We start from the raw sequence: 22,008 nt of genomic DNA, 5'->3' as shown, positions 1-22,008 counted from the left end.
CTTTCTCAAGTCCTTAGTGAGATTGAAGGCTTGTCGTGTTTTTACGATGTCTAATCAGCTGAATAACATTGATGATAACGATAAAACCGTCTAACAGCACCACCGGTAAGGCATTTGTGTAGATCGCATAAATGGTAACGAAAAAAGCACCTGTGGCATTTAATAAACGTAATTTTAATAGTGAGTTGGTCATAAATGAAAGCACCACTAATGCCGTGCCAAAATAGCCAAGAATATTCATTAATAAATCCATAAAATTTCCTTAAAAAGAATGGAAAAGAAAAGGGGGCGTATCTTAGCACAATGACGCAAAAAATACGGTGAAAAATCACCGCACTTTTTATTTTTAGCAAATCTCTGCGTTAGCAAAAATGCCCAATCAACTTGCTCAATAGTTCGTGAGTGGGTTTGATAAATTCGGCGGAGAGATATTCATCAGGTTGGTGGGCTTGTTCGATTGAACCGGGGCCTAGCACCAATGTTGGGCAAAGTTGTTGAATGAAAGGGGCTTCGGTGCAATAGTTCACCGCTTCGCATTTTTCGCCAAGTAATTTTTCCACCACTTGGACAACTTGGGCAGAGTGTTCACATTCATAACCTGGGGTAGGTTCGTGTAAGGCTTTCAGTGAAATGAGATCGCCCCATTTTTCAAACATTGGGCGCAGCTTTTCTTGTAGCATTTCATTGAGATCTTCTAAGCGCATTTGTGGCAACGGGCGAATGTCAAAATGCAGTTCGCAGCACGCACAAATACGGTTTACCGCATCGCCGCCGAGGATTGCGCCAAAATTCATTGTCGGATAAGGAATGGCAAAGGCGGAATGATGATATTTTGCCTTTAACTCATTACGCATTTCCATTAAATAGCCAGTGGCTTCGTGCATTAATTCAATGGCATTGATGCCTTTGTCAGGATCACTCGAATGCCCTGTTTTCCCCATAATTCGCACCGCTTGCCCGATATGCCCTTTATGCGCGCGCACGGGTTTTAAGGAAGTTGGCTCGCCGATAATGGCACAATCTGGGCGAATATGGCTGTGCTGGCTGAAGGTTCGTGCGCCTAAAAGCGTGGTTTCTTCATCGGCGGTAGCAAGAATCCGCAACGGTTTGCTTAATTTGCTCAGATCAATATGACGTAAGGTTTCTAACACGAACGCAAAGAACCCTTTCATATCCGCGGTGCCTAAGCCGTAAAATCTGCCGTCTTTTTCAGTGAGTTTGAAAGGATCAAAATGCCAGCGTCCTTCATCAAAAGGCACTGTATCCGTATGCCCTGCAAGCAATAACCCCCCTTCCCCTTCGCCACAGGTGGCTAATAAATTGAATTTGTTTCGGCTGCCTTCCACAGGAATAATGTTGGTTTTAAAGCCTAGATCACCAAGCCAAGTGGCAAGCAATTCAATTAAAGCTTTATTCGATTGATCAAATTCTGCTTCTACGCTACTAATGGTGGGCAATGCAATAAGCTGAGAATACATTTCAAGGAAAGGCGGCAATTTTTTCATTAAGTTTATCCTGTATTAAATTAAAGGTTGATTTATGATTAATTATGCACAATAATAGCATAATTAATCAAGCGTTATATTTTTATCTACAAGGTGTTCTATGCAAAAAGCCATTATTATTGGGGCAAGTGGTTATACAGGGGCTGAATTGGCTCGTATTCTAACCTTGCACCCTGCATTTCAGCTCAATGGATTATATGTTTCAGCGCAAAGCCAAGATGCGCATAAAGCCATTTCTGATATTTATCCGCAACTGAAGCAGATTGTTGATTTGCCGTTGCAACCTTTGGACGAAAATTTAACCGCACTTGCACAACAAAATGATCTGGTCTTTTTGGCCACCGCACACGAAGTTAGCCACGATCTTGCGCCAATTTTCTTGCAAAATCAATGCAAAGTATTTGATTTATCTGGCGCATTTCGGGTGAATAATACGAAATTTTATCCACAATATTATGGCTTTGAACATCGTTATCCTGAATTATTAGAAAAAGCGGTTTATGGCTTAGCTGAATGGAATGACAGTGCCATTGCGCAAACAGATTTAGTGGCGGTGGCTGGTTGCTATCCAACAGTTTCGCAACTGAGTTTAAAACCATTAATTGAAAACAATTTATTAGATCTCAATCAGTTACCTATTATTAATGCAGTCAGTGGGGTAAGCGGTGCTGGACGCAAAGCATCGCTCACGAATAGTTTTTGCGAGGTCAGCCTGAATGCTTATGGCGTATTTAACCATCGTCATCAGCCTGAAATTGCCACCCATTTAGGCACAGAAGTGATTTTTACCCCGCACTTAGGCAATTTTAAACGTGGTATTTTAGCCACCATTACAGCTAAATTGAAAGATGGTGTAGGTGAACAGCAAATCCGTGAAGCCTATCAGCAATATTATGCGCATCGCCCTCTTGTGCGCGTCTATGAACAAGGCTTGCCAAGCATTAAAGCGGTGGAATTTACGCCTTATTGCGACATCGGTTTTGCAGTGAAAAATGGCTACATTATCATTGTCGGCGCAGAAGATAATCTGCTTAAAGGCGCGGCAGCACAAGCGGTGCAATGTGCCAATATTCGTTACGGTTTTGCGGAAACCTTGGGATTAATTTAGTGGAAGAAAAGAATGAAACCTTTAGTAATTAAATTAGGCGGCGTGCTATTAGATACCCCGCAAGCAATGGAAAATCTGTTTACCGCACTGACAAATTATCAGCAAAATTTCGACCGCCCTTTGCTTATCGTACACGGCGGCGGTTGCGTGGTGGACGAATTAATGCAGCGCCTTGCATTGCCTGTACAAAAGAAAAATGGCTTAAGGGTAACGCCTGCGGATCAAATTGATATTATCGTGGGCGCACTTGCAGGCATTGCCAATAAAACCTTGGTGGCACAAGCAGCGAAATTTAATCTCAACCCCGTAGGGCTTTGTTTGGCAGATGGCAAACTCACTAGCGCACAAGCCTTTGATGAAGAGCTTGGCCACGTTGCCAATGTAAAGCCAAATAATCCCACCCTTTTGCATACCTTGTTAAGTGAAGCCTTTTTACCCATTATTAGCTCCATTGCGGTGGACGATCAAGGGCGTTTAATGAACGTAAATGCGGATCAAGCAGCAACAGCGATTGCCGCATTAATTGGCGGCGATTTGGTGATGCTTTCTGATGTTGATGGCGTTTTAGATGCCAATAAACAACGCCTACCACAGCTTAATAGCGAACAAATTCAACAACTTATTCAGCAAGGTGTGATTACAGACGGAATGATCGTGAAGGTCAATGCTGCCTTAGATGCAGCAAAAATGCTTAACACAGGCGTGGATATTGCCAACTGGAAATATCCAGAAAAATTGACCGCACTTTTTGCAGGTGAGATAATCGGCACCAGAATTTTACCGTAAACGTAAAGCATTTGGTATGGGCGAACATTTGGGTTCGCCTCTACATTTTTTAATCATAAAAATCAAAAAGATAAGGATAAACTATGGCACTTTGGGGTGGACGTTTCACACAAGCAGCAGATAAACGTTTTAAAGATTTCAACGATTCACTACGCTTTGACTATCGCCTTGCAGAACAGGATATTGAAGGCTCAATCGGCTGGTCAAAAGCCTTGGTCAGCGTTGGCGTGTTAAGTGCGCAAGAACAGCAACAATTAGAGCAAGCCTTAAACGAACTGCTGATTGAAGTGCGGTCGAATTTGCAAGGTATTTTGCAAGATGACGCTGAAGACATTCACAGCTGGGTAGAAAGTAAGCTCATCAACAAAGTGGGAAATCTGGGCAAAAAATTGCACACAGGGCGTAGCCGTAACGACCAAGTGGCGCTCGACATCAAAATGTGGTGCAAACAGCGTGTAACCGAGTTGCAATATTCTATTCGTGCCTTGCAAACCAAATTGGTGGAAACCGCAGAAAACAACCAACACGCCGTAATGCCGGGTTATACCCATTTGCAACGTGCGCAGCCCATCACGTTCGCCCATTGGTGTATGGCTTATGTGGAAATGCTTGAGCGTGATTATTCTCGCTTGGCAGATGCTTATCACCGAATGAATACTTGTCCTTTGGGAAGCGGTGCGTTAGCTGGCACGGCGTATGCCATTGATCGTGAGCAATTAGCACAAGATCTCGGCTTTGCAATGGCAACCCGTAACAGCTTAGACAGCGTTTCCGACCGCGATCACATTATCGAATTACTTTCCACCGCTTCGTTAAGTATGGCTCACCTTTCACGTTTTGCGGAAGATATGATTATCTTCAACAGCGGTGAAGCGGATTTCGTGGAGCTTTCTGACCGCGTTACTTCCGGTTCTTCCTTAATGCCACAGAAAAAAAATCCTGATGCTTGCGAACTCATTCGTGGTAAAGCTGGTCGAGTGATGGGCGCGCTAACTGGAATGTTGATGACAGTAAAAGGCTTGCCACTGGCTTATAACAAAGATATGCAAGAAGACAAAGAAGGCATTTTTGATGCCTTGGATACTTGGCAAGACTGTTTGGATATGGCGACTTTCGTGTTAGATGATATTAAAGTGAACGTTGAGCGCACCCGTGAAGCGGCACTAAAAGGCTACTCAAATGCGACCGAGCTCGCCGATTATTTAGTGGCAAAAGGCGTACCATTCCGCGATTCTCACCATATTGTGGGTGAAACGGTGGTGTATGCCATCAGCGTACACAAAGGCTTAGAAGATCTGAGCTTAGAAGAGTTCCGCCAATTTAGTGATGTGATCAGCGATGATGTGTATGAGATCCTATCGCTACAATCCTGCTTAGACAAACGCTGCGCCAAAGGTGGTGTGTCCCCATTACGAGTGGCAGAAGCCATTGCTGAGGCAAAAGAGCGGTTGAAATAATTTGATTTTTTCCTCTTTGATTCACGCTAATTTTATTAGCGTGAATTTTTTTCCGAAACAAAAAACTGGTAAAAATAGGCACACTATGTGATTATTTTTCTAGACGTAATCATTATGTAACCGCTTGTTAACACACCATAACTTCAATGTTAATGCTTTGTTAAATAAAGCAAATTTTTCATTTTATCTATACCTTTTTAGGTAAATCTTCCTTATACTTTAACCCAATAAGATTTATTTATAACTTTTTAAGTTCATTAAATAAATGAGTGATTGTTGTTGTGAGTTTTTATGTCTGAATGCCTTTATTTTAGTGAACAAATTTCTTTTTCTTCAACCGCCAAAATAGAACAAATCCGTTTATTTTTAGCCAATAATGATTTGGAATTGGATCAACAAATTTTACGCTTTGTCGTGTTTTATCGAGAATCTGATAATCAAATTATTGCCTGTGGCGGTGTGGCACACAATATCATTAAATGTGTTGCTATTTCCCCACAATATCGGGGAACAGGGCTTGCCCTTAAATTAGCCACAGAACTGATTAATTTGGCTTATGAACTTGGTTATTCTCGTCTTTTCATTTATACCAAACCAGAAAACGAAGCCCTCTTCTCACAATGTGGTTTTTTTACCATTTCGACGGCTTATCCTTATCTTGTCCTTATGGAAAATAGCAAAATGCGTTTGCAGAAATATTGTAATCAGCTGCGTAATTCAAGAAAAAATGGCAAGAAAATCGGGGCTATTGTAATGAATGCGAACCCTTTTACGTTGGGGCATCGCTATTTAATTGAACAAGCCGTGGCGCAATGTGATTATGTTCATATTTTTCTCGTGGAAGAAGATGCTTCCCGCTATGCTTATGCCGATCGCCTGCGTTTATTAAAAAAGGGGATTGGCGATTTGCGTACCGCCATTATTCACCCGAGTTCAAGTTACATTATTTCGCGTGCGACCTTCCCAGCTTATTTTCTAAAAGATCAAGGATTAGTTGATAAATGTTATATGGAAATTGATTTGAAGCTGTTCCGTCGATATATCGCACCAACTCTTGGAATTACCCACCGATTTGTCGGGACAGAACCTTTTTGTCAGCTAACGGCAGCCTATAATCAAAATATGCATTACTGGTTAGAGGAAGCTGAAATGGCTGCACCACCAATTAAGGTTGTTGAAATTGAACGTAAAACATATCAAGGGCAAGCCATTTCTGCCTCTACTGTTCGTAAGCTTGCAGATCAGAAGAATTGGCAAGAACTGTCCCATTTTGTGCCTGATAGTACACTTAGTTTTTTGCAAGGACTGGCAGTTCAAACACAAGATTAACTTATTATTGAGATGAAATAATTATTTTAAGGAGCAATTATGCGAATAACAAAAGCAGCCGTCGCTGGAACATTGGAATCTAGTGATGTGATGATCAGAGTTGCACCGAGTGAAACCATTGATATTGAATTACATAGCTCGGTGGCAAATCAATTTGGTGAGGCAATTCTTGAAACAATTCATACTGTTTTAAAGCAACTTGATGTTAATGCTGTGCAGCTAATTATTGATGATAAAGGTGCTTTAGATTGTGTGTTACAAGCTCGATTGAAAACGGCATTATTACGTGGCTGTGAGGAAGCCGTGCAATGGGAGGCGTTATTATGAAATTAAGACGTAGTATGTTGTTTGTGCCGGGTTCTAACGCGGCAATGTTAAGTAATAGCTTTATTTATAAGCCCGATGCTATTATGTTTGACTTGGAAGATGCCGTCGCGTTGAAAGAAAAAGATAGTGCAAGAATGCTTGTTGCACACGCTTTGAAAAACCCATTTTATCAAGATATAGAAACAGTTGTACGGGTAAACCCCTTAGATTCAGCATTTGGACTTGATGATTTAAATGCGGTAGTTAGAGCTGGAGTGGATATTGTTCGCTTACCTAAAACGGATACTGCTCAAGATGTGGTTGATATGGATAATGCGATTGCTGAAATTGAAAAGCAGTGTGGGCGAGTTGTTGGCAGTACGAAGCTATTAGCGGCGATTGAATCGCCATTAGGGGTAACACAAGCAAATGAGATCGCAAAAGCCTCATCTCGTTTGATTGGAATTGCATTAGGGGCGGAAGATTATGTTCGGAATTTGAAAACAGAGCGCTCACCTGATGGCGTGGAATTATTGTTCGCTCGTTGTACGATTTTACAAGCCGCCCGAGCTGCCGGAATTATGGCATTTGATACGGTATTCTCTAATGCTGATGACGAAGAAGGTTTCTTGCGAGAAGCCTCACTGATTAAACAGCTTGGTTTTGACGGCAAATCCTTAATTAACCCACGCCAAATTGAATTGATTCATAATCTCTATGCTCCTTCACAGAAAGATGTTGATTTTGCAAAACGGGTAATTAGTGCGGCAGAACAAGCCGAAAAAGAAGGGCTGGGCGTAGTATCGTTAAATGGAAAAATGGTAGATTCGCCGATTATTGAACGTGCAAAACTTGTTTTACAGCGAGCAGCTTTATCAGGGATTCGTGAGGAATAATTATGAATAATAGAGAAAAACGTATTGGACATTTCCATTCACATCAGACAATGGCTATTTATCAGCAAGAACCCAAAGTAACCGCCTTAGAACGAATTCAGCGAGATCGTAAGCTATGTGATAGTTTAGAAACCGCGATTACACGCAGTGGATTGCAAGATGGAATGACGGTATCGTTTCATCACGCTTTCCGAGCTGGCGATTATATCGTAAATATGGTGATGAACAAGATTGCTGAGATGGGGTTTAAAAATCTAACGCTTGCCTCTAGCTCTTTAACCGATATTCATTCTCCCCTTATTGAACATATTAAAAATGGCGTGATCCGTAAAATTTATACATCGGGATTACGCGGTGAACTTGCTGATCAAATTTCTAATGGATTAATGGAAGAGCCTGTTGTTATTCATTCTCATGGTGGTCGAGTTCATCTTATTCAAAGTGGTGAATTACACATTGATGTTGCCTTTCTTGGTGTACCGATTTGTGATGATTTTGGTAATGCAAATGGATTTAGTGGAAAAAATAATTGCGGTTCACTGGGTTATGCTCGTGTTGATGCAGATTATGCGGATAAGGTTGTACTATTAACAGAAGAAATTGCAAATTACCCTCATCATCCTATTAGTATCGCCCAAGATCGCGTTGATTTGATCGTAAAAGTTGATCAGGTTGGCGACCCTAAGAAAATTGGTGGCGGAGCGACCAGAATGACAAAAAATCCACGCGAACTTCTTATTGCACGCAAAACAGCAGAAGTAATTTTCGCCAGTGGTTATTTTAAAGATGGCTTTTCGCTTCAAACAGGAAGTGGAGGTGCGTCGCTTGCTGTAACGCGATTCTTAGAAGATAAAATGTGGCGGAAAAATATTTGTGCCGATTTCGCTTTAGGCGGAATCACTTCCAGTATGGTGGCGTTACACGAAGCGGGATTAATTAAAACATTGTTAGATGTACAAAGTTTTGATAAAGATGCCGCTGATTCCCTTGCTCGTAATCCAAATCATATTGAAATTAGTGCGAATCAATATGCGAATTTTGGATCTAAAGGAGCCTCTGTTGAACGTCTTGATATTGTGATCTTAAGTGCTTTAGAGATTGACACTCAATTTAACGTAAATGTTTTAACGGGTTCTGATGGGATTATCCGCGGAGCTTCGGGCGGACATTGCGATACAGCAGCTTGTGCAAAAGTGGCAATTATTGTAGCCCCGCTCGTACGTGGTCGTATTCCAACTGTTGTAGAAAATGTGATTACTTGCGTTACGCCGGGAGAAAATATTGATATTTTGGTTACCGATCACGGTGTTGCAGTAAACCCTAAACGACCAGATTTAACCGAAAAATTGACCGCACTTGGTATTCAGCTCTTTACGATTGAGCAATTATGTGAAAGAGCTTATCAGCTAACAGGCAAACCAAAAGCCCTTGAGTTTACCGAAAAGCCCGTTGCGGTTGTTCGCTATCGAGATGGTTCGGTGATAGATATTGTTTATCAAATTAAATCGGAGATGGTGGCTGAATAATGTCTGGGTTTAGTCGGTTTTACGCTTACTTAACAAACGCACTCAGCCAACAAGGAGATTCTGTTTCATTGATGGCTTTGCTTGATGGAAAAGAGCAACGTGCGAGATTACAGCGTGAATTGTGCCAGCAGTATCGCCAAACATTACTCAGTGTAACGGTGATAGCACCTGGTGCGGTAAAGCGTAATCTATTATTAAGTTATGTATTTAAACAGGCATTGCGTAGATTAAATAGCTTGTTTAAACAACTTAATGTAAAGCCGACTAAATCTATTATTCGTAGCATAGAAAGTGGGGATGAAGCCTTTTTTGTTTTACCTATTGATGCTCAACGTTTAAAGCAAGAAACGATCATTTTAGAAGAAACTTCACCCATTGGGCGATTATGGGACTTTGACATTTTTAATTCCAATGGCGATCTGATCGCTCGTAATGATTTAGGTTATCCACCGCGTGATTGCTTGATTTGCGGAGAGAATGCTAAATCTTGTGCAAGAAGCAGACAACATTCCTTATCTGAATTGCAACACGCTATGTTCCAACGTGTGGCACAGCATCAATTAGGTCTTTTTACTGCCAAAAAAGTAAGACGAGCCTTATGGAAAGAAGCAAATTTGACACCAAAACCAGGGCTTGTTGATAGGGATAATAATGGATCCCATCAGGATATGGATTTACATACTTTTATTAAAAGTATCAACTCATTAACATCGTATTGGCAGCGGTTTGTTTGGCTAGGCTGTCGCACTGCTTCGTTTCCCCCTCAGCAGGTTCTTCCCCACTTAAGAAAATTAGGCTTAGAGGCAGAACAAGCTATGTTTAAAGCAACACAAGGCGTGAATACGCATAAAGGTGGTATTTTTGCATTTGGCTTAACTTGTGCGGCGATTGGGCGGTGTTGGACATTAGAGCAAGCTATGAATAGTACTCAAATTTGCACAACAGTGGCCGACTTTTGTTGTGGAATTAGTCAAGAACTCAATGAAAGTGATGAGCTTACCGCTGGAGTAAGAATTTTTCAACGTTATGGTATAAAAGGTGCAAGGGGAGAAGCGGAATTAGGTTTTCCTCTTGTTCGTGATTGCTCTCTTCCTTATCTTCAACAGCAGTTAAATCAACACATTCCTTTAAATCAAGCGTTATTGAAAACATTATTAATGTTATTTGCCAATAATCAGGATAGTAATGTTATTCATCGTGGTGGAATAGAAGGGCTTGCTTGGTTTCAAGACCGAGCTAAACAAACGCTTTCATATTTATCTCTGTACCCTGAACGATTAGTGCGTGAATTAACGTCTTTCAATCAAGAATGTGTTGAAAAAAATATTAGTGCAGGTGGCTGTGCTGATTTACTTGCTCTGACCTATTTCTTTTTTATTTTTTTTAATTAATGAGGAAATTATGACAAAACTTCATAAAACATTAATATTGGCTGCCATTCCTATTCTGGTTTGGATTTTACCAGCCCCTGACGGATTGTCTTTAATTGCGTGGCGATTATTTGGTATTTATCTCGCAACGATTGTTGGGCTTGTGCTAAAGCCTTATGGCGAACCTGTTATTTTGTTAGCGGCGGTAGCTCTTTCATCAATCGTGATTGGAAATACAGAAGGTGCAAGTAAACTCGTTAAGGTTTCTCAAGCATTGAGTGGTTATCAATCAGGTACGACTTGGTTGATTTTTACCGCCTTTACATTAAGTTCAGCTTTTGTTATCACGGGGTTAGGAAAACGCATTGCTTATCATCTTATTGGCTGGTTAGGAAACACCACATTGCGTTTAGGCTACGTTACTATGTTTCTGGATTTATTACTTTCACCGGCAACACCATCAAATACGGCTCGAGCTGGAGGAATTATTTTCCCGATTATTAATAGTGTGGCTGTTGCTCTAGGATCCACACCTAATGAAAGTCCAAAACGAGCGGGGCGTTTCCTCTTAATGAATGTATATATGGTTGTAAAATCAACAAGTTATATCTTCTTAACAGCAATGGCTCCAAATGCGTTAGCCCTTTCTTTGATGGCACCGATTTTAGGTTTTAAAATGGATTGGCTGCAATGGTTCTTAGCCGCTTCTATTCCTGGATTGCTATGTTTATTTTTAATTCCTTTAGTTTGTTATTTCACCGCCCCACCAGAATTAAAGCAAGTGGACAATAAAGCGATTGCTGAAAAAGGATTAGTAGAACTAGGACCAATGAGCTTCAGAGAAAAGGCATTAGCAATTTTATTTGTGTTAGCGTTACTCTGTTGGATTTTTGCCGATACCCTTGGAGTGAATGCAACTACCGTCGCGTTAAGTGTTATGGTGCTATGTGTTGTATTAAGCATTGTTTCTTGGGACGACATTCTTAAAAATAAAGCAGGTTGGAATACCTTAATTTGGTATGGTGGCATTATTGGTATGTCAACGATTCTTGATAAAGCAGGCTTTTTCAAATGGTTAGCGAATGTTTTCGAACAATATCTTAATTTTGGTGATAATAGTACATTAGCTCTTGTTGTTATTTTATTTACTAGTGTGGCAGTTCGTTATCTTTTCGCTTCTGGTGGCGCTTATGTTGCAGCCATGGTTCCCGTATTTGCAACCGTTGGTAAAGTAGCGGGGGCTCCTGTTGAGCTATTAACCATTGGTTTACTCTTTGCGAATGCTTATGGTGGCAGCGTTACTCACTATGGTGGAGGACCGGGGCCAATTACCTTTGGTGCAGGTTATAATGATATTAAATCTTGGTGGATCGCTGGTGCTATTGTCGCCTTCGGAAGCCTAATCATTCATTGTACTATTGGGGTCGCTTGGTGGAATTTCTTGTTAAATCTAGGTTGGCTATAATTGCGTCGTAACGCATTAAAGATTATCTCATCGAAAGGTTTGGCATTAATAATAGCCAAACCTTTTTAGTTATTTCACTTACCATTGCAATATTGCATTTCTCATACAATAAAAAGTGTTATGTCAGGTGGGTAGCCGAGAAAGATAAAATTCCGCTAGGGCAAGATCTTCAGGGCGGGTGATTTTGAGATTATCACTTCTGCCTGCCACAAGATGAGGGTGGAAGCCCATTAACTCCATAGCAGAGGCTTCATCTGTGATGGTGAAATTGTTGGCTAGGGCTTGTTGTAAGGCGTGTTTTAGTGTTTGAGCGGGGAAAAATTGGGGCGTTTGAGCAAGCCAAAGTTGTGAGCGATCTTCTGTTTGTTGAATTTGTAAGCTTGAATTTGTGCGTTTTATGGTGTCCACGGCTGGAATGGCTAAAATTGCTCCGTTGATGTCGTTGATTTGTAATAATTTATCGAGATCTTGATGAGTCAGACAAGGACGTGCGGCATCGTGTACCATAACCCAAGTGTTCGCGTTGTTTTTAATTTGTTGTAAGCCGTTTAGCACAGATTCCGCTCGTGTTTTTCCCCCTTCAACAAGCTGAATTTTTGAATGATTGAGTAAGTTGATTTCTGCTAAATAAGGATCGCTGGAGGTTACCGCCACAATAATTTGGCTAATGGCAGGGTAGTGAATTAGCACTTCAAGGGTATGCTCAAGAATGGTTTTTCCCTGAATTTTTAAATATTGTTTCGGTTTATCCGCTTGCATACGGCTACCAATACCCGCTGCTGGGACAACGGCAATAATTTCACGGGGCGAATGTTTCATTATTGATGCTCTTTACTTATGTTCTTTCACTATGCGATAAAAAGTTTCGTTATTTTTTACCATTTCGTGTTGTAATCTGGCGCGCTCTTCAATGGCGTCCACCCCTTCTTTGAGATCTTTAATTTCTGCCGCAATCACTTGATTACGCTGGGAAAGTTTTTCATTTTCTTGTTGGCGAAGGGTGATTTCTTTTTCGGTGTTTTTGTAATCTAAATAACCGTTTTTGCCGAACCAAAAATTGTATTGAAAAAGTAAGGCAAAACCCGCCAAAATAAAAATTAATAAACGCATAAATTTTCTCGTCAATTGAACGTAGCGATAGTTTACCTTGAAATGAGTAACATTTGTAGTATAGTCGTTTGATTTCAAAATAATACTGTGTTACTTCGCCTTGCCGTACTAGTTGTACTGTCTGCGGCTTGTTGCCTTGTCTTATTTTGAACTTAAACGACTATAAATGGATATTTTTAAGTGCGGTGTAATTTTGGCAAATTTTTATGAAAAAAGCCTCGTCAGACGAGGCTTTAGATTATGTTTATCGGTATGTTTTATTCAACAACCAGTTTTTTTCCGTCATAACTCATTGTTTGAACTGCGGTGAGCGCTTTTCCTCCTTGACCTTCACCACCGATTAATAGCACTTTGTTATCATAGCTGACACTTACCCCATAACCAATCGGCTCTGGTAAGTTACCAATGATTTTCCAAGTGCCTTTCTTGGCATTGAGTGCGTAAATATCACTATGCCAAGTTTTTTTCAACCCACCAGTGCGATGTGCATCGGTGATACCATTTTGATAATTTGCTCGTGCGCCCGGGAAGTTTGCCCCACCGGTTACGATATAGTTACCGTAGGTGTAGCCCCCCATTGCGCCTGCAATACCTTCTTGTTGTTTTTGCCCTTTCGGTGTTGGTAAATCACCTAATTTTTTCCAAGTAACTCCATTTTTACCGATTGTACCAAGTTCCGTGGTTTGGGTTCGCAATCCTGCTTTTACTTCTCCGTTTACAACAAGAAGTTTGTTATCCTTAATTGCCACAGCTGCCCCTGCTCGTCCTGAGTATGGGAAAATGCCTTCGTTACGCCAAGTATTGGTGGCTGGCTCATAGCTGACAATTTCTGGTGAGAAGAAGAAATCCTGTACGCGTAAATTGAAATAAGGATCAAAAATGGCTTTTTCTTTGTCTTTATCGCCACCAGCGGCTGCGATGTCTTGGAAAAGTCCGTTCCAAATTTCTTGGTTAATTCCGCCTACAAAATAAATTTTACCGTTCGTTTCTGCCACACTTGCGCCCACAGCTGAACGTGGTGAGCGAGTTTGCAATTTTGTCCAAGAGTTTGTTTCTGGATCATAGCGATAAGCATCATTAATCACTTGATTTTTCGCCACATCAGTATCTTGGAAACCGCCAAACACATAGAGCTTACCATCTACGCCAGCAGAAACAGGCTGATTACGTTTTCCACCTGGGAAAGCTGGCAGTTCTTGCCATTTAGCGTCTTTCTCTTTTAAATTAAGAGAATAAAATTTATCTCCACCCGTTCCTAAACCTACATAAACGGTATCGCCAATTAATGCCCCTGTTCCGCTTTTAATCCCTACAGGCAGATCAGGATATTGGCTTGCTTGTGCAGCAAATGCTGTCATTGCAATGGCAGCAAATAATGCACTGTGTAATGCTGTTTTTTTCATATTGACCTCTTGTCGTTAAGGTTATTGCTTAATAGATTGAGCAAGCAAACCGCTTATTTAGCTAACTCAGAGATTTCTTCTACAGCTTGTTTTCCAACTTCACCATTCTTTTTCAAGTATTCATCGTAGTATGGTTGTAATGCCGCTTTGAACGGTGCAAGATCAGGTTTTGTTACGGTTACGCCTTTTTCTTGGAAGAAAGCGATTAATTCATTTTCACCGTCCACAAATAATTTTGTGTGATAATCTGCGGCTTTAAGTGCGGCTTCTTTCACCACAGCTTTCAAATCATCTGGTAACTCATCAAGGGTTTCATTACTGATAACGTAAAGTTGGTCATTTAAAATGTGGTTGGTTAATGCTAAGTATTTTTGTACTTCATAGAATTTTTGCGCTTGAATGGTTGGTAATGGGTTTTCTTGGCCATCTACCGCATTGGTTTGTAACGCAAGATACACTTCAGAAAACGCCATTGGTGTTGGGGTTGCGCCTACATATTTCGCGAAAGCAAGGTTAGTCGCCGCATTTGGCACACGAAGTTTCAAGCCTTTCATATCCGCAATGCTGTTAATTGGACGGTTTGACGTGGTTTGACGAGTCCCGTTATAACCGATAGAAAGCACGCTCACGCCTAACTCTTTATTGATTTTAGCGAATAAGTTTTTACCAAAGTTTGTTTCTAACACGGCTTTTTTTGCCACATCAAAATTTTTCAACATATAAGGCAGTGCAAACACTTCCGCTTCAGGATAGAAAATTTGGAAACGGGCAGATTCTGCAAGGGTGAAGTCTAATGCACCATCTTTAAGTTGTTTTAACATTACGCGGTCATCACCAAGTTGAGCGCTTGGGAAAATTGCAACTTCAATTTTACCTTGAGATTTGTCTTTCACTTCTTTTGCGAAGAACTCAACGGCTTTGTATTCATTGGAGCTTGTACCAGCAACCATACCAAATTTTAAGTTATAGTCTGCGGCAAACACCGAGCTAGATAGACCTAAACATAATGTAGCAAGAGCAAGTTTGTTTAATTTCATTGCAATTCTCCTTTCATTGATTTGCAGAGTGAACAGAACATTTCAATCTAAATGGTTAGGGCATATTTCTCTTTGGGGATACGACAACGCCAAATAACGGAGGAAATGTCCTAATGGCTATATAATAAATGAAGTAATATTTCATTACTGAGAGCTATATCACAAAATTGAAAAAAGGTTGAAAAAACTTTTAAACGCATTTTTTCTTGAAATCACTTGGTTTTAAACGCATTAAGCATTTTTTGATATGAAATGATACTCCATTTTTTGCAAAAAGGATTTTTCTAAAAATCAAAGTGCGGTGCTTTTTTGCAGAATTTTTGCTATTAAAAAAGCGGGTGAATTTTCACCCGCACTTTGTTTTTGCTTTTCTCTTATGGCATTAAGAGATTTGGTATAAAGGTAATAATTTGTGGGAAGATGGTGATAAGCACCAAGGTGGTAAACACAGGGATTAAGAATGGTAGCACCCCTTTGGTTACCGTACTCACTGGCATATTTCCCACACGGGCTACCACGAACAATGCCATTCCCATTGGCGGTGTTAAAATGCCCACCATCATATTTAATGTGGTCATCACGCCAAAGAAGACCAGATCAATACCGAAATGCACCGCAATAGGAATTAACATTGGTAGCACTAAGAATTGTAGTGCAAGGGCATCAATAAACATTCCTAAGAATAAGAGTAGCAAGTTGATCATAATGAGCACCATTGTTGGGGTATCTGCCACCGCCATAAAGAGATCGGCAATGCGCATTGCCACTTGCTCACGCGCGATCATATCGCCGAAGAAGGTTACCGTCATCACCATTAAAGCGGTTACCCCAGTAATTGCCATTGCTTCCACACAGCTTTTGAATACCATTTTGAGCGTGAGTTCGCGGTACACAAACATTCCAATAATAATGGAGTAGGCAGCGGCGATCACGGCGGCTTCAGTTGGGGTGAACAAGCCTGAGAAAATGCCGCCAATAATTAAAATTGGGGTGAGGATTGCCCAAATGGCTTTTTTAAATGCTTCACAACGTTGTTGTAATGAGGCTTTAGGGGTTCTTGGATAATGACGTTTTTTCGCAATGGCATAGTTCATCGCCATTAATGCGATCGTGAGTAAAACCCCGGGTACAAAGCCTGCGACAAAGAGTTTTGCGATAGATTCATTGGCGATCACACCATAAATAATCATCGCAATACTTGGTGGCACAAGGGGGCCAATAATACAAGATGCCGCCGTGATCCCACCGCAAATATCATCATCATAACCTGCATCACGCATCGCTTTAATTTCAAGCTGACCTAAGCCACCAGCGTCTGCTAGTGCTGAACCCGACATTCCAGAGAAAATCAAACTTGCGCCGATATTAACGTGTCCCATACCGCCAGAATAATGGCCTAACAAGGCTTTGGCGAAGTTGAAAATTCGCTCAGTTATGCCGCCTGTGTTCATCAAAATCCCCGTTAGGATAAAGAACGGCACGGAAAGCAGTGGGAAGCTGTTTAGGCTATCAACTAATTTTGATGAGGCAGAATTGACCACATTCCAGCGAGTCATTGCGAAATATAAAATGGTAACAATAAACAGTGACCAGCCCACAGGTGTGCCAAGGAACATAATCACAAGCCACACAATTAAGCATACATACACTGCATTGCTGCCAAGTTTGATGTAGTTGCTAATGCGCAAGGCTTTGAACCATTCTGGGTGAGTCATCAAAATTGCAAACAGAAGCAACGCGAAAATAATGTAGAAAGTGGCTGGCAAATAGCTCAATTGATTTTTGTAATTTTCACTTTGCGCTTGCAGAAAGCGAACAAACACTAAAATTGAAATGAATGGCAGAGGCGCATAAAGCCATTTTTCCGAAATCTGTAAGGACACAATTTCAAAACTGGCATCTAAAAAGACTTTGAAACCTAAATAGATAAACAAGAAAATACAAGCAAAGATAATCAGTTGAACAAAAGAGTTGATGGCTTTTCGCATCTTCTCAGGCATTAAATTGGTGAGAAAGTCGATGTAAACGTGTTGTTGCGAACGCGTTGCCATACTAATGCCAAACATAGCGACATAAACAAAGAGTAAGCGAGCCAGCTCTTCACTCCAGATAAACGGAGAATCAAAAACTTGGCGAGCGATGATTTGGGCAAGAAGAATGATAAAAATGACGAGGAATAAAACGCCACCCACCCATTCTTCTAATTTATTGAAATATTTCATAGGAACTCCAAAGATGTTCAACTAAATAGTGCGATATTTATCTATAATGAAATGCGAAACAGATTTGCCTTGTAATGCTTTCATTCTCAAATTTTAATGAAGTAATATTTCAAGAAAATCCTAATTTTTGTTTGAGAGGAGAGAAACCGCATTTTCAGCAAAAAACGTATTTCCCTTTTAAAATACAAGTCTAGTGGAGTTTTTTCAAATTGTTTTATGAAATTTTACTCCAATTTATGATCTAGATCTCACTTTTAAACTATTTTTCTTGTATTTTATTTTCAGAGGTCTATCCTAGCACCCAGCGAAAATTAACTTCCTTTCTTAAAAATATCTTGGAGTTTATATGTCAAAATTGTCACATCAAGATGTGCTAAACCAGATTCGTTACGGGCTTATTGCCTCTTGCCAACCTGTTGATGACGGTCCGATGGATAAGCCTGAAATCGTGGCGGCAATGGCACAAGCCTCAGTGCAAGGAGGCGCGGCTGGATTGCGAATTGAAGGAGTCGAAAACTTAAAAGCCACTCGCCCTGTGGTGGATAAGCCCATTATTGGGATTGTAAAACGTGATTTGCCAGATAGCCCTGTGCGCATTACGCCGTTTTTGCAGGATATTGAAGATTTAGCAGCGGCGGGCGCAGACATTATTGCCGTGGACGGCACGTTGCGCACGCGCCCTGTATCCCTTGAAAGTGCGGTGAAAAAAATCAAAGAATTAGGCTGTTTGGCGATGGCAGACTGCTCAAATTTGGAAGAAGGGCTGTATTGCCAAAAACTTGGCTTTGATATTGTGGGCAGCACAATGTCGGGCTACACCGGCGGCGAAGTGCCTGATGAGCCTGATTATCAGCTAGTGAAAGATCTCAAAGCCGCAGGCTGTTATGTGATGGCGGAAGGGCGTTACAACACGCCAGAACTGGCGAAAAAAGCCATTGAAATTGGCGCAGATGTGGTTACCGTGGGATCGGCGCTCACTCGCTTAGAACATATTGTGAGCTGGTTTGCCAGTTCGGTGAAATCAGCAAAATCATAACTAAAACAAGGACGGCGTATGCGTTGTTTAGCATTAGATATTGGTGGCACAAAAATTGCTGCCGCATTGGTGGAAAATGGCGTGATTTCACAACGCCAGCAAATTAGCACCCCGCAAGATCAGTCTGCACAAGGAATGGAGCAGGCGTTAAAAACGTTAGTTACAGGCTATGCAGGGCAGTTTGATGCGGTGGCCGTGGCGTCCACAGGGATTATTAATCGTGGCGTGCTAACCGCATTAAATCCGAAAAATTTGGGCGGACTTGCCAATTTTCCACTGAAAGCGTGTATTGCGCGTTACACCGATAAGCCCATTGGCTTACTCAATGACGTGCAAGCTGCGGTCTGTGCGGAATATCAAGCACAAGATCAAAGTGCGGTGCAAAATTTCTTATTTATTACCGTATCCACAGGCGTGGGTGGTGGAATTATTTTAAATGGTGAATTAACCACAGGCGAGAACGGCATTGCTGGACATATTGGGCATACCCTTGCTGATCCCAATGGGCCAATGTGTGGTTGTGGACGCAAAGGTTGTGTGGAAGCCATTGCATCAGGACGCGCCATTGAAGCGGTGTCTTCACAATGGGCGGAACCTTGTTCACCCAAAGAAGTGTTTGAACGCTTTAGAAAAAATGACGAAAAAGCCACCGCACTTGTGCAACGTTCTGCGCAAGCCATTGCCAATTTAATTGCCGATATGGTGATTAGCTTAGATATTCAAAAAGTGGTGTTAGGCGGTAGTGTGGGCTTGGCGCGAGGATATTTACCTTTAGTACAACAATATTTACAGACAATGCCCACGTTTTATCAATGCCCTGTTGAAGCCGCTCAATCTGGCGCTGATGCAGGCTTATTAGGTGCGGCTTATTGGCTAGAACAACAATTAGTAAAACAATAAAAATCAAAGGAGTACAAAATGATTGTAGGCGATTTAACCCGTGATGACTTTGCCAGAGGTTTACCAATGGTGCTGGCAGAAATTTGTCATCAATTAAGAAGAATGGATCTCACCAAATTAACCGTTGGACGCCACGATCTCACCGATCAAATTTATATGAATGTGATGGAGTTTGACACCGCACCAAGCGACAGCAAACAAGCAGAACTTCACCATAAATACATTGATGTTCAACTGCTTATTAGCGGCAATGAAGTGATTGAATATGGCGTAAATGAGCCTAATCTCAGCACTTATAATGAATACAACGAAGTAGATGATTATCAGCTCACGCCAGAGATTCCAAACAAAAGTGCGGTGCGTTTAACGCCGAAAATGTTTGCCGTGTTTTTCCCTTATGAGCCTCATAAACCGGGCTGTGTGGCTGGGGAAGCGCCAGAATTTATCAAAAAATTAGTGGTAAAAGTGCCAGTGGAGTTAGTGAGTTAAACAAACACAGGGGGAAGTTTTATGGTTGCAACAAGCGGGAATATTCTGGATACCATCGGGGCGTTGTATAACAGCCTGACAAAAACGGAGAAGAAAATTGCGACTACGATCTTATCTTCTCCACATTTGTTAAGCCAATTTTCATTGGCGGAAATTTCACAGCAGTTTGATGTGGGGGAGGCGACTTTTATTCGCTTTTGCCGAACTCTCGGGTTTAAAGGGTTTACCGATTTCAAATTGCAGCTTTCCATTGAATTGGCAACCAAAGAAAAACAGCCAAATTCTTTGTTAGAAAGCGACATTACCAAAAATGATGATACGCAAAACATCGCAGAAAAACTGCATAATTCCATCAATAATGTGATTAAAGAAACCATTAATTTGCTTGATGCAAAACAGCTTGAACAAGTGGTGCTGGCAATGCGTCAGGCAAAACGCGTGTTTCTTTTTGGCGTGGGCTCATCAGGCATTACCGCAGAAGATACAAAACACAAATTAATGCGTATTGGATTACAGGTGGACGCTATTAGCAACAACCATTTTATGTATATGCAAGCTGCGTTGATGAATAAAGATGACGTGGTGATTGGCATTAGTCACTCAGGTTATTCTAAAGAAACCACGCAATCTTTAAATATTGCCAAGAAAAATGGGGCAACAACGGTGGCATTAACCCACAATTTACGTTCGCCCATTACACAGGTTGCCGATTATGTTCTCATCAATGGACATAGACAGGGGCAACTACAAGGAGATTCTATCGGAACAAAAATTGCACAGCTCTTTGTGTTAGATTTAATTTATGCCTTGATCGTGCAAGCCGAAGAAGAAAATGCAACAGAAATGAAGCAAAAAACCGTGAATGTGATTTTAGAACAGCGGATCAAATAAATTAGTTTAGGAGAAACCAATGAAAAACTTAAAAGGCATTTTTAGCGCCTTGCTTGTATCTTACAACGAAGACGGCTCAATCAATGAAAAAGGATTGCGTGAAATTATTCGCTACAACATTGATAAAATGAAAGTGGACGGCTTGTATGTGGGCGGCAGCACAGGGGAAAACTTTATGATTTCCACTGCGGAGAAAAAAGAAATTTTCCGTATCGCCAAAGACGAAGCAAAAGACCAAGTAGCATTGATTGCGCAAGTGGGTAGCGTAAATTTACACGAAGCCGTGGAATTAGGGAAATACGCCACGGAACTTGGTTACGACAGCCTTTCAGCGGTAACCCCGTTCTACTACAAATTTAGCTTTGCAGAAATCAAACATTATTACGACACCATTATTGCCGAAACAGGCAATAATATGATCGTCTATTCCATTCCATTCTTAACCGGTGTGAATATTGGCGTGGAACAATTCGGTGAGCTTTACAAAAACCCGAAAGTGTTAGGCGTAAAATTCACCGCAGGCGATTTCTATTTGTTAGAACGCTTGAAAAAAGCTTACCCAGATCATCTTGTGTGGGCAGGCTTTGATGAAATGATGCTACCAGCCGCTGCCCTTGGCGTGGACGGTGCGATTGGCAGTACGTTCAACGTTAATGGTATCCGTGCAAGACAAATTTTTGAACTTACCCAAGCAGGAAAACTCGCTGAAGCCCGCGAAATTCAGCACGTTACCAATGATCTCATCGAAGGCATTTTGGCAAACGGCTTGTATCTCACCATTAAAGAATTGCTTAAACTTGAAGGCGTGGACGCAGGCTACTGCCGCGAGCCAATGACCGCCAAAGCCACCGCACAACAAATTGCCGTGGCAAAAGAGCTCAAAGCGAAGTTTTTATCATAACAAGAAAAAAGAGCGGAAAATTTCCGCTCTTTCTTAGTCATCAATAATTTTTGGCTAGAGTTTCTAGCCTTTTTTCTTATGTGTTTTCCCCACTCGTACAAAACAAAGTGCGGTGCAAATTTTTGGACATGATAGACAAAAGTATTGGTAAAAAGATGTTTAGAGCCTTATAGTATAAGGCTTTAGGTCACTTTTTTGAAATATGAACCTAAAAAATGCATTTTTTGCTAAGTTCAAGCATTCAAAAAAAGGGCGAGAAAAATGGCGTTCG

21 protein-coding genes are annotated in these 22,008 nt (G+C 41.1%); 14 read left to right on the top strand and 7 right to left on the bottom strand.

Annotated features, from left to right (window positions below; translation table 11 throughout):
• Positions 1–13: 13 nt before the first annotated feature.
• Both ACNAV8_RS03220 and argE read right to left on the bottom strand, forming a co-directional pair.
• A complete protein-coding gene (locus ACNAV8_RS03220) occupies positions 14–253 on the bottom strand; it encodes a YgjV family protein (protein ID WP_103854699.1) in 240 nt (79 codons plus the stop codon).
• Between the two features lie 109 nt (positions 254–362).
• Positions 363–1,505: an acetylornithine deacetylase gene (gene argE, locus ACNAV8_RS03215; RefSeq protein ID WP_103854698.1), complete on the bottom strand. Its 1,143-nt coding sequence runs from the start codon at positions 1,503–1,505 to the stop codon at positions 363–365.
• A gap of 100 nt (positions 1,506–1,605) precedes the next feature.
• Here argE and argC point away from each other — a divergent pair, with 100 nt between their 5' ends.
• From argC to ACNAV8_RS03170, 9 genes are all read left to right on the top strand, one after another.
• Positions 1,606–2,613, top strand: coding sequence for an N-acetyl-gamma-glutamyl-phosphate reductase (gene argC, locus ACNAV8_RS03210; protein WP_415777202.1), 1,008 nt, complete (start codon positions 1,606–1,608; stop codon positions 2,611–2,613).
• A 12-nt stretch (positions 2,614–2,625) separates the two neighbouring features.
• Entirely contained in the window at positions 2,626–3,399 is a 774-nt protein-coding gene (gene argB / locus ACNAV8_RS03205; protein ID WP_103854697.1) for an acetylglutamate kinase, read from the top strand.
• Between the two features lie 83 nt (positions 3,400–3,482).
• Positions 3,483–4,856, top strand: coding sequence for an argininosuccinate lyase (gene argH, locus ACNAV8_RS03200; RefSeq protein ID WP_103854696.1), 1,374 nt, complete (start codon positions 3,483–3,485; stop codon positions 4,854–4,856).
• A 291-nt stretch (positions 4,857–5,147) separates the two neighbouring features.
• Complete coding sequence (citC, locus tag ACNAV8_RS03195) at positions 5,148–6,185, top strand: [citrate (pro-3S)-lyase] ligase (RefSeq protein ID WP_415777201.1); 1,038 nt, start codon at positions 5,148–5,150, stop codon at positions 6,183–6,185.
• A gap of 39 nt (positions 6,186–6,224) precedes the next feature.
• Complete coding sequence (gene citD / locus ACNAV8_RS03190) at positions 6,225–6,512, top strand: citrate lyase acyl carrier protein (protein ID WP_103854695.1); 288 nt, start codon at positions 6,225–6,227, stop codon at positions 6,510–6,512.
• On the top strand, positions 6,509–7,387 hold the full coding sequence (gene citE / locus ACNAV8_RS03185) for a citrate (pro-3S)-lyase subunit beta (RefSeq protein ID WP_165381773.1): 879 nt from the start codon (positions 6,509–6,511) through the stop codon (positions 7,385–7,387). Before citD ends, citE begins: the two co-directional genes overlap by 4 nt.
• 50 nt (positions 7,388–7,437) lie before the next feature.
• Positions 7,438–8,913, top strand: a complete 1,476-nt coding sequence (citF, locus tag ACNAV8_RS03180; protein WP_410683476.1) for a citrate lyase subunit alpha — start codon at positions 7,438–7,440, stop codon at positions 8,911–8,913.
• The gene (citG, locus tag ACNAV8_RS03175) at positions 8,913–10,304 is read left to right on the top strand and encodes a triphosphoribosyl-dephospho-CoA synthase CitG (RefSeq protein ID WP_410683288.1); all 1,392 of its coding nucleotides are present in this window, start codon (positions 8,913–8,915) and stop codon (positions 10,302–10,304) included. The genes citF and citG overlap by 1 nt, the downstream gene beginning before the upstream one ends.
• Before the next feature lie 10 nt (positions 10,305–10,314).
• Positions 10,315–11,748, top strand: coding sequence for an anion permease (locus ACNAV8_RS03170; RefSeq protein WP_103854692.1), 1,434 nt, complete (start codon positions 10,315–10,317; stop codon positions 11,746–11,748).
• A gap of 123 nt (positions 11,749–11,871) precedes the next feature.
• On the opposite strand, the gene ispD is transcribed toward ACNAV8_RS03170, so the two are convergent.
• The 5 genes from ispD to ACNAV8_RS03145 form a co-directional block, all read right to left on the bottom strand.
• Positions 11,872–12,567, bottom strand: coding sequence for a 2-C-methyl-D-erythritol 4-phosphate cytidylyltransferase (ispD, locus tag ACNAV8_RS03165; RefSeq protein WP_103854691.1), 696 nt, complete (start codon positions 12,565–12,567; stop codon positions 11,872–11,874).
• A 12-nt stretch (positions 12,568–12,579) separates the two neighbouring features.
• Complete coding sequence (ftsB, locus tag ACNAV8_RS03160; RefSeq protein ID WP_103853356.1) at positions 12,580–12,858, bottom strand: cell division protein FtsB; 279 nt, start codon at positions 12,856–12,858, stop codon at positions 12,580–12,582.
• Between the two features lie 257 nt (positions 12,859–13,115).
• A complete protein-coding gene (locus ACNAV8_RS03155; RefSeq protein WP_415777200.1) occupies positions 13,116–14,261 on the bottom strand; it encodes an N-acetylneuraminate epimerase in 1,146 nt (381 codons plus the stop codon).
• A gap of 53 nt (positions 14,262–14,314) precedes the next feature.
• On the bottom strand, positions 14,315–15,298 hold the full coding sequence (locus tag ACNAV8_RS03150; protein ID WP_130231557.1) for a sialic acid TRAP transporter substrate-binding protein SiaP: 984 nt from the start codon (positions 15,296–15,298) through the stop codon (positions 14,315–14,317).
• A gap of 374 nt (positions 15,299–15,672) precedes the next feature.
• A complete protein-coding gene (locus ACNAV8_RS03145; RefSeq protein WP_415777199.1) occupies positions 15,673–17,520 on the bottom strand; it encodes a TRAP transporter large permease subunit in 1,848 nt (615 codons plus the stop codon).
• A gap of 346 nt (positions 17,521–17,866) precedes the next feature.
• Here ACNAV8_RS03145 and ACNAV8_RS03140 point away from each other — a divergent pair, with 346 nt between their 5' ends.
• Genes ACNAV8_RS03140 through nanA form a run of 5 tightly spaced genes read left to right on the top strand, consistent with a single transcriptional unit; the run spans position 17,867 to position 21,737 of the window.
• On the top strand, positions 17,867–18,556 hold the full coding sequence (locus ACNAV8_RS03140) for an N-acetylmannosamine-6-phosphate 2-epimerase (protein ID WP_103854690.1): 690 nt from the start codon (positions 17,867–17,869) through the stop codon (positions 18,554–18,556).
• Between the two features lie 18 nt (positions 18,557–18,574).
• A complete protein-coding gene (locus tag ACNAV8_RS03135) occupies positions 18,575–19,456 on the top strand; it encodes an N-acetylmannosamine kinase (RefSeq protein ID WP_103854689.1) in 882 nt (293 codons plus the stop codon).
• 18 nt (positions 19,457–19,474) lie between these two features.
• Entirely contained in the window at positions 19,475–19,945 is a 471-nt protein-coding gene (gene nanQ / locus ACNAV8_RS03130) for an N-acetylneuraminate anomerase (protein WP_103854688.1), read from the top strand.
• A gap of 21 nt (positions 19,946–19,966) precedes the next feature.
• Positions 19,967–20,836: a MurR/RpiR family transcriptional regulator gene (locus ACNAV8_RS03125; RefSeq protein ID WP_415777198.1), complete on the top strand. Its 870-nt coding sequence runs from the start codon at positions 19,967–19,969 to the stop codon at positions 20,834–20,836.
• 19 nt (positions 20,837–20,855) lie between these two features.
• Positions 20,856–21,737 carry an N-acetylneuraminate lyase gene (gene nanA, locus ACNAV8_RS03120; protein ID WP_103853348.1) on the top strand — a complete coding sequence of 294 codons (882 nt, stop codon included), beginning with the start codon at positions 20,856–20,858 and terminating at the stop codon, positions 21,735–21,737.
• Positions 21,738–22,008: the final 271 nt, after the last annotated feature.

The organism is Avibacterium endocarditidis (assembly GCF_965138825.1).
Taxonomy (GTDB): domain Bacteria; phylum Pseudomonadota; class Gammaproteobacteria; order Enterobacterales; family Pasteurellaceae; genus Avibacterium; species Avibacterium endocarditidis.
This window is presented reverse-complemented; position numbering and strand designations above follow the sequence as displayed.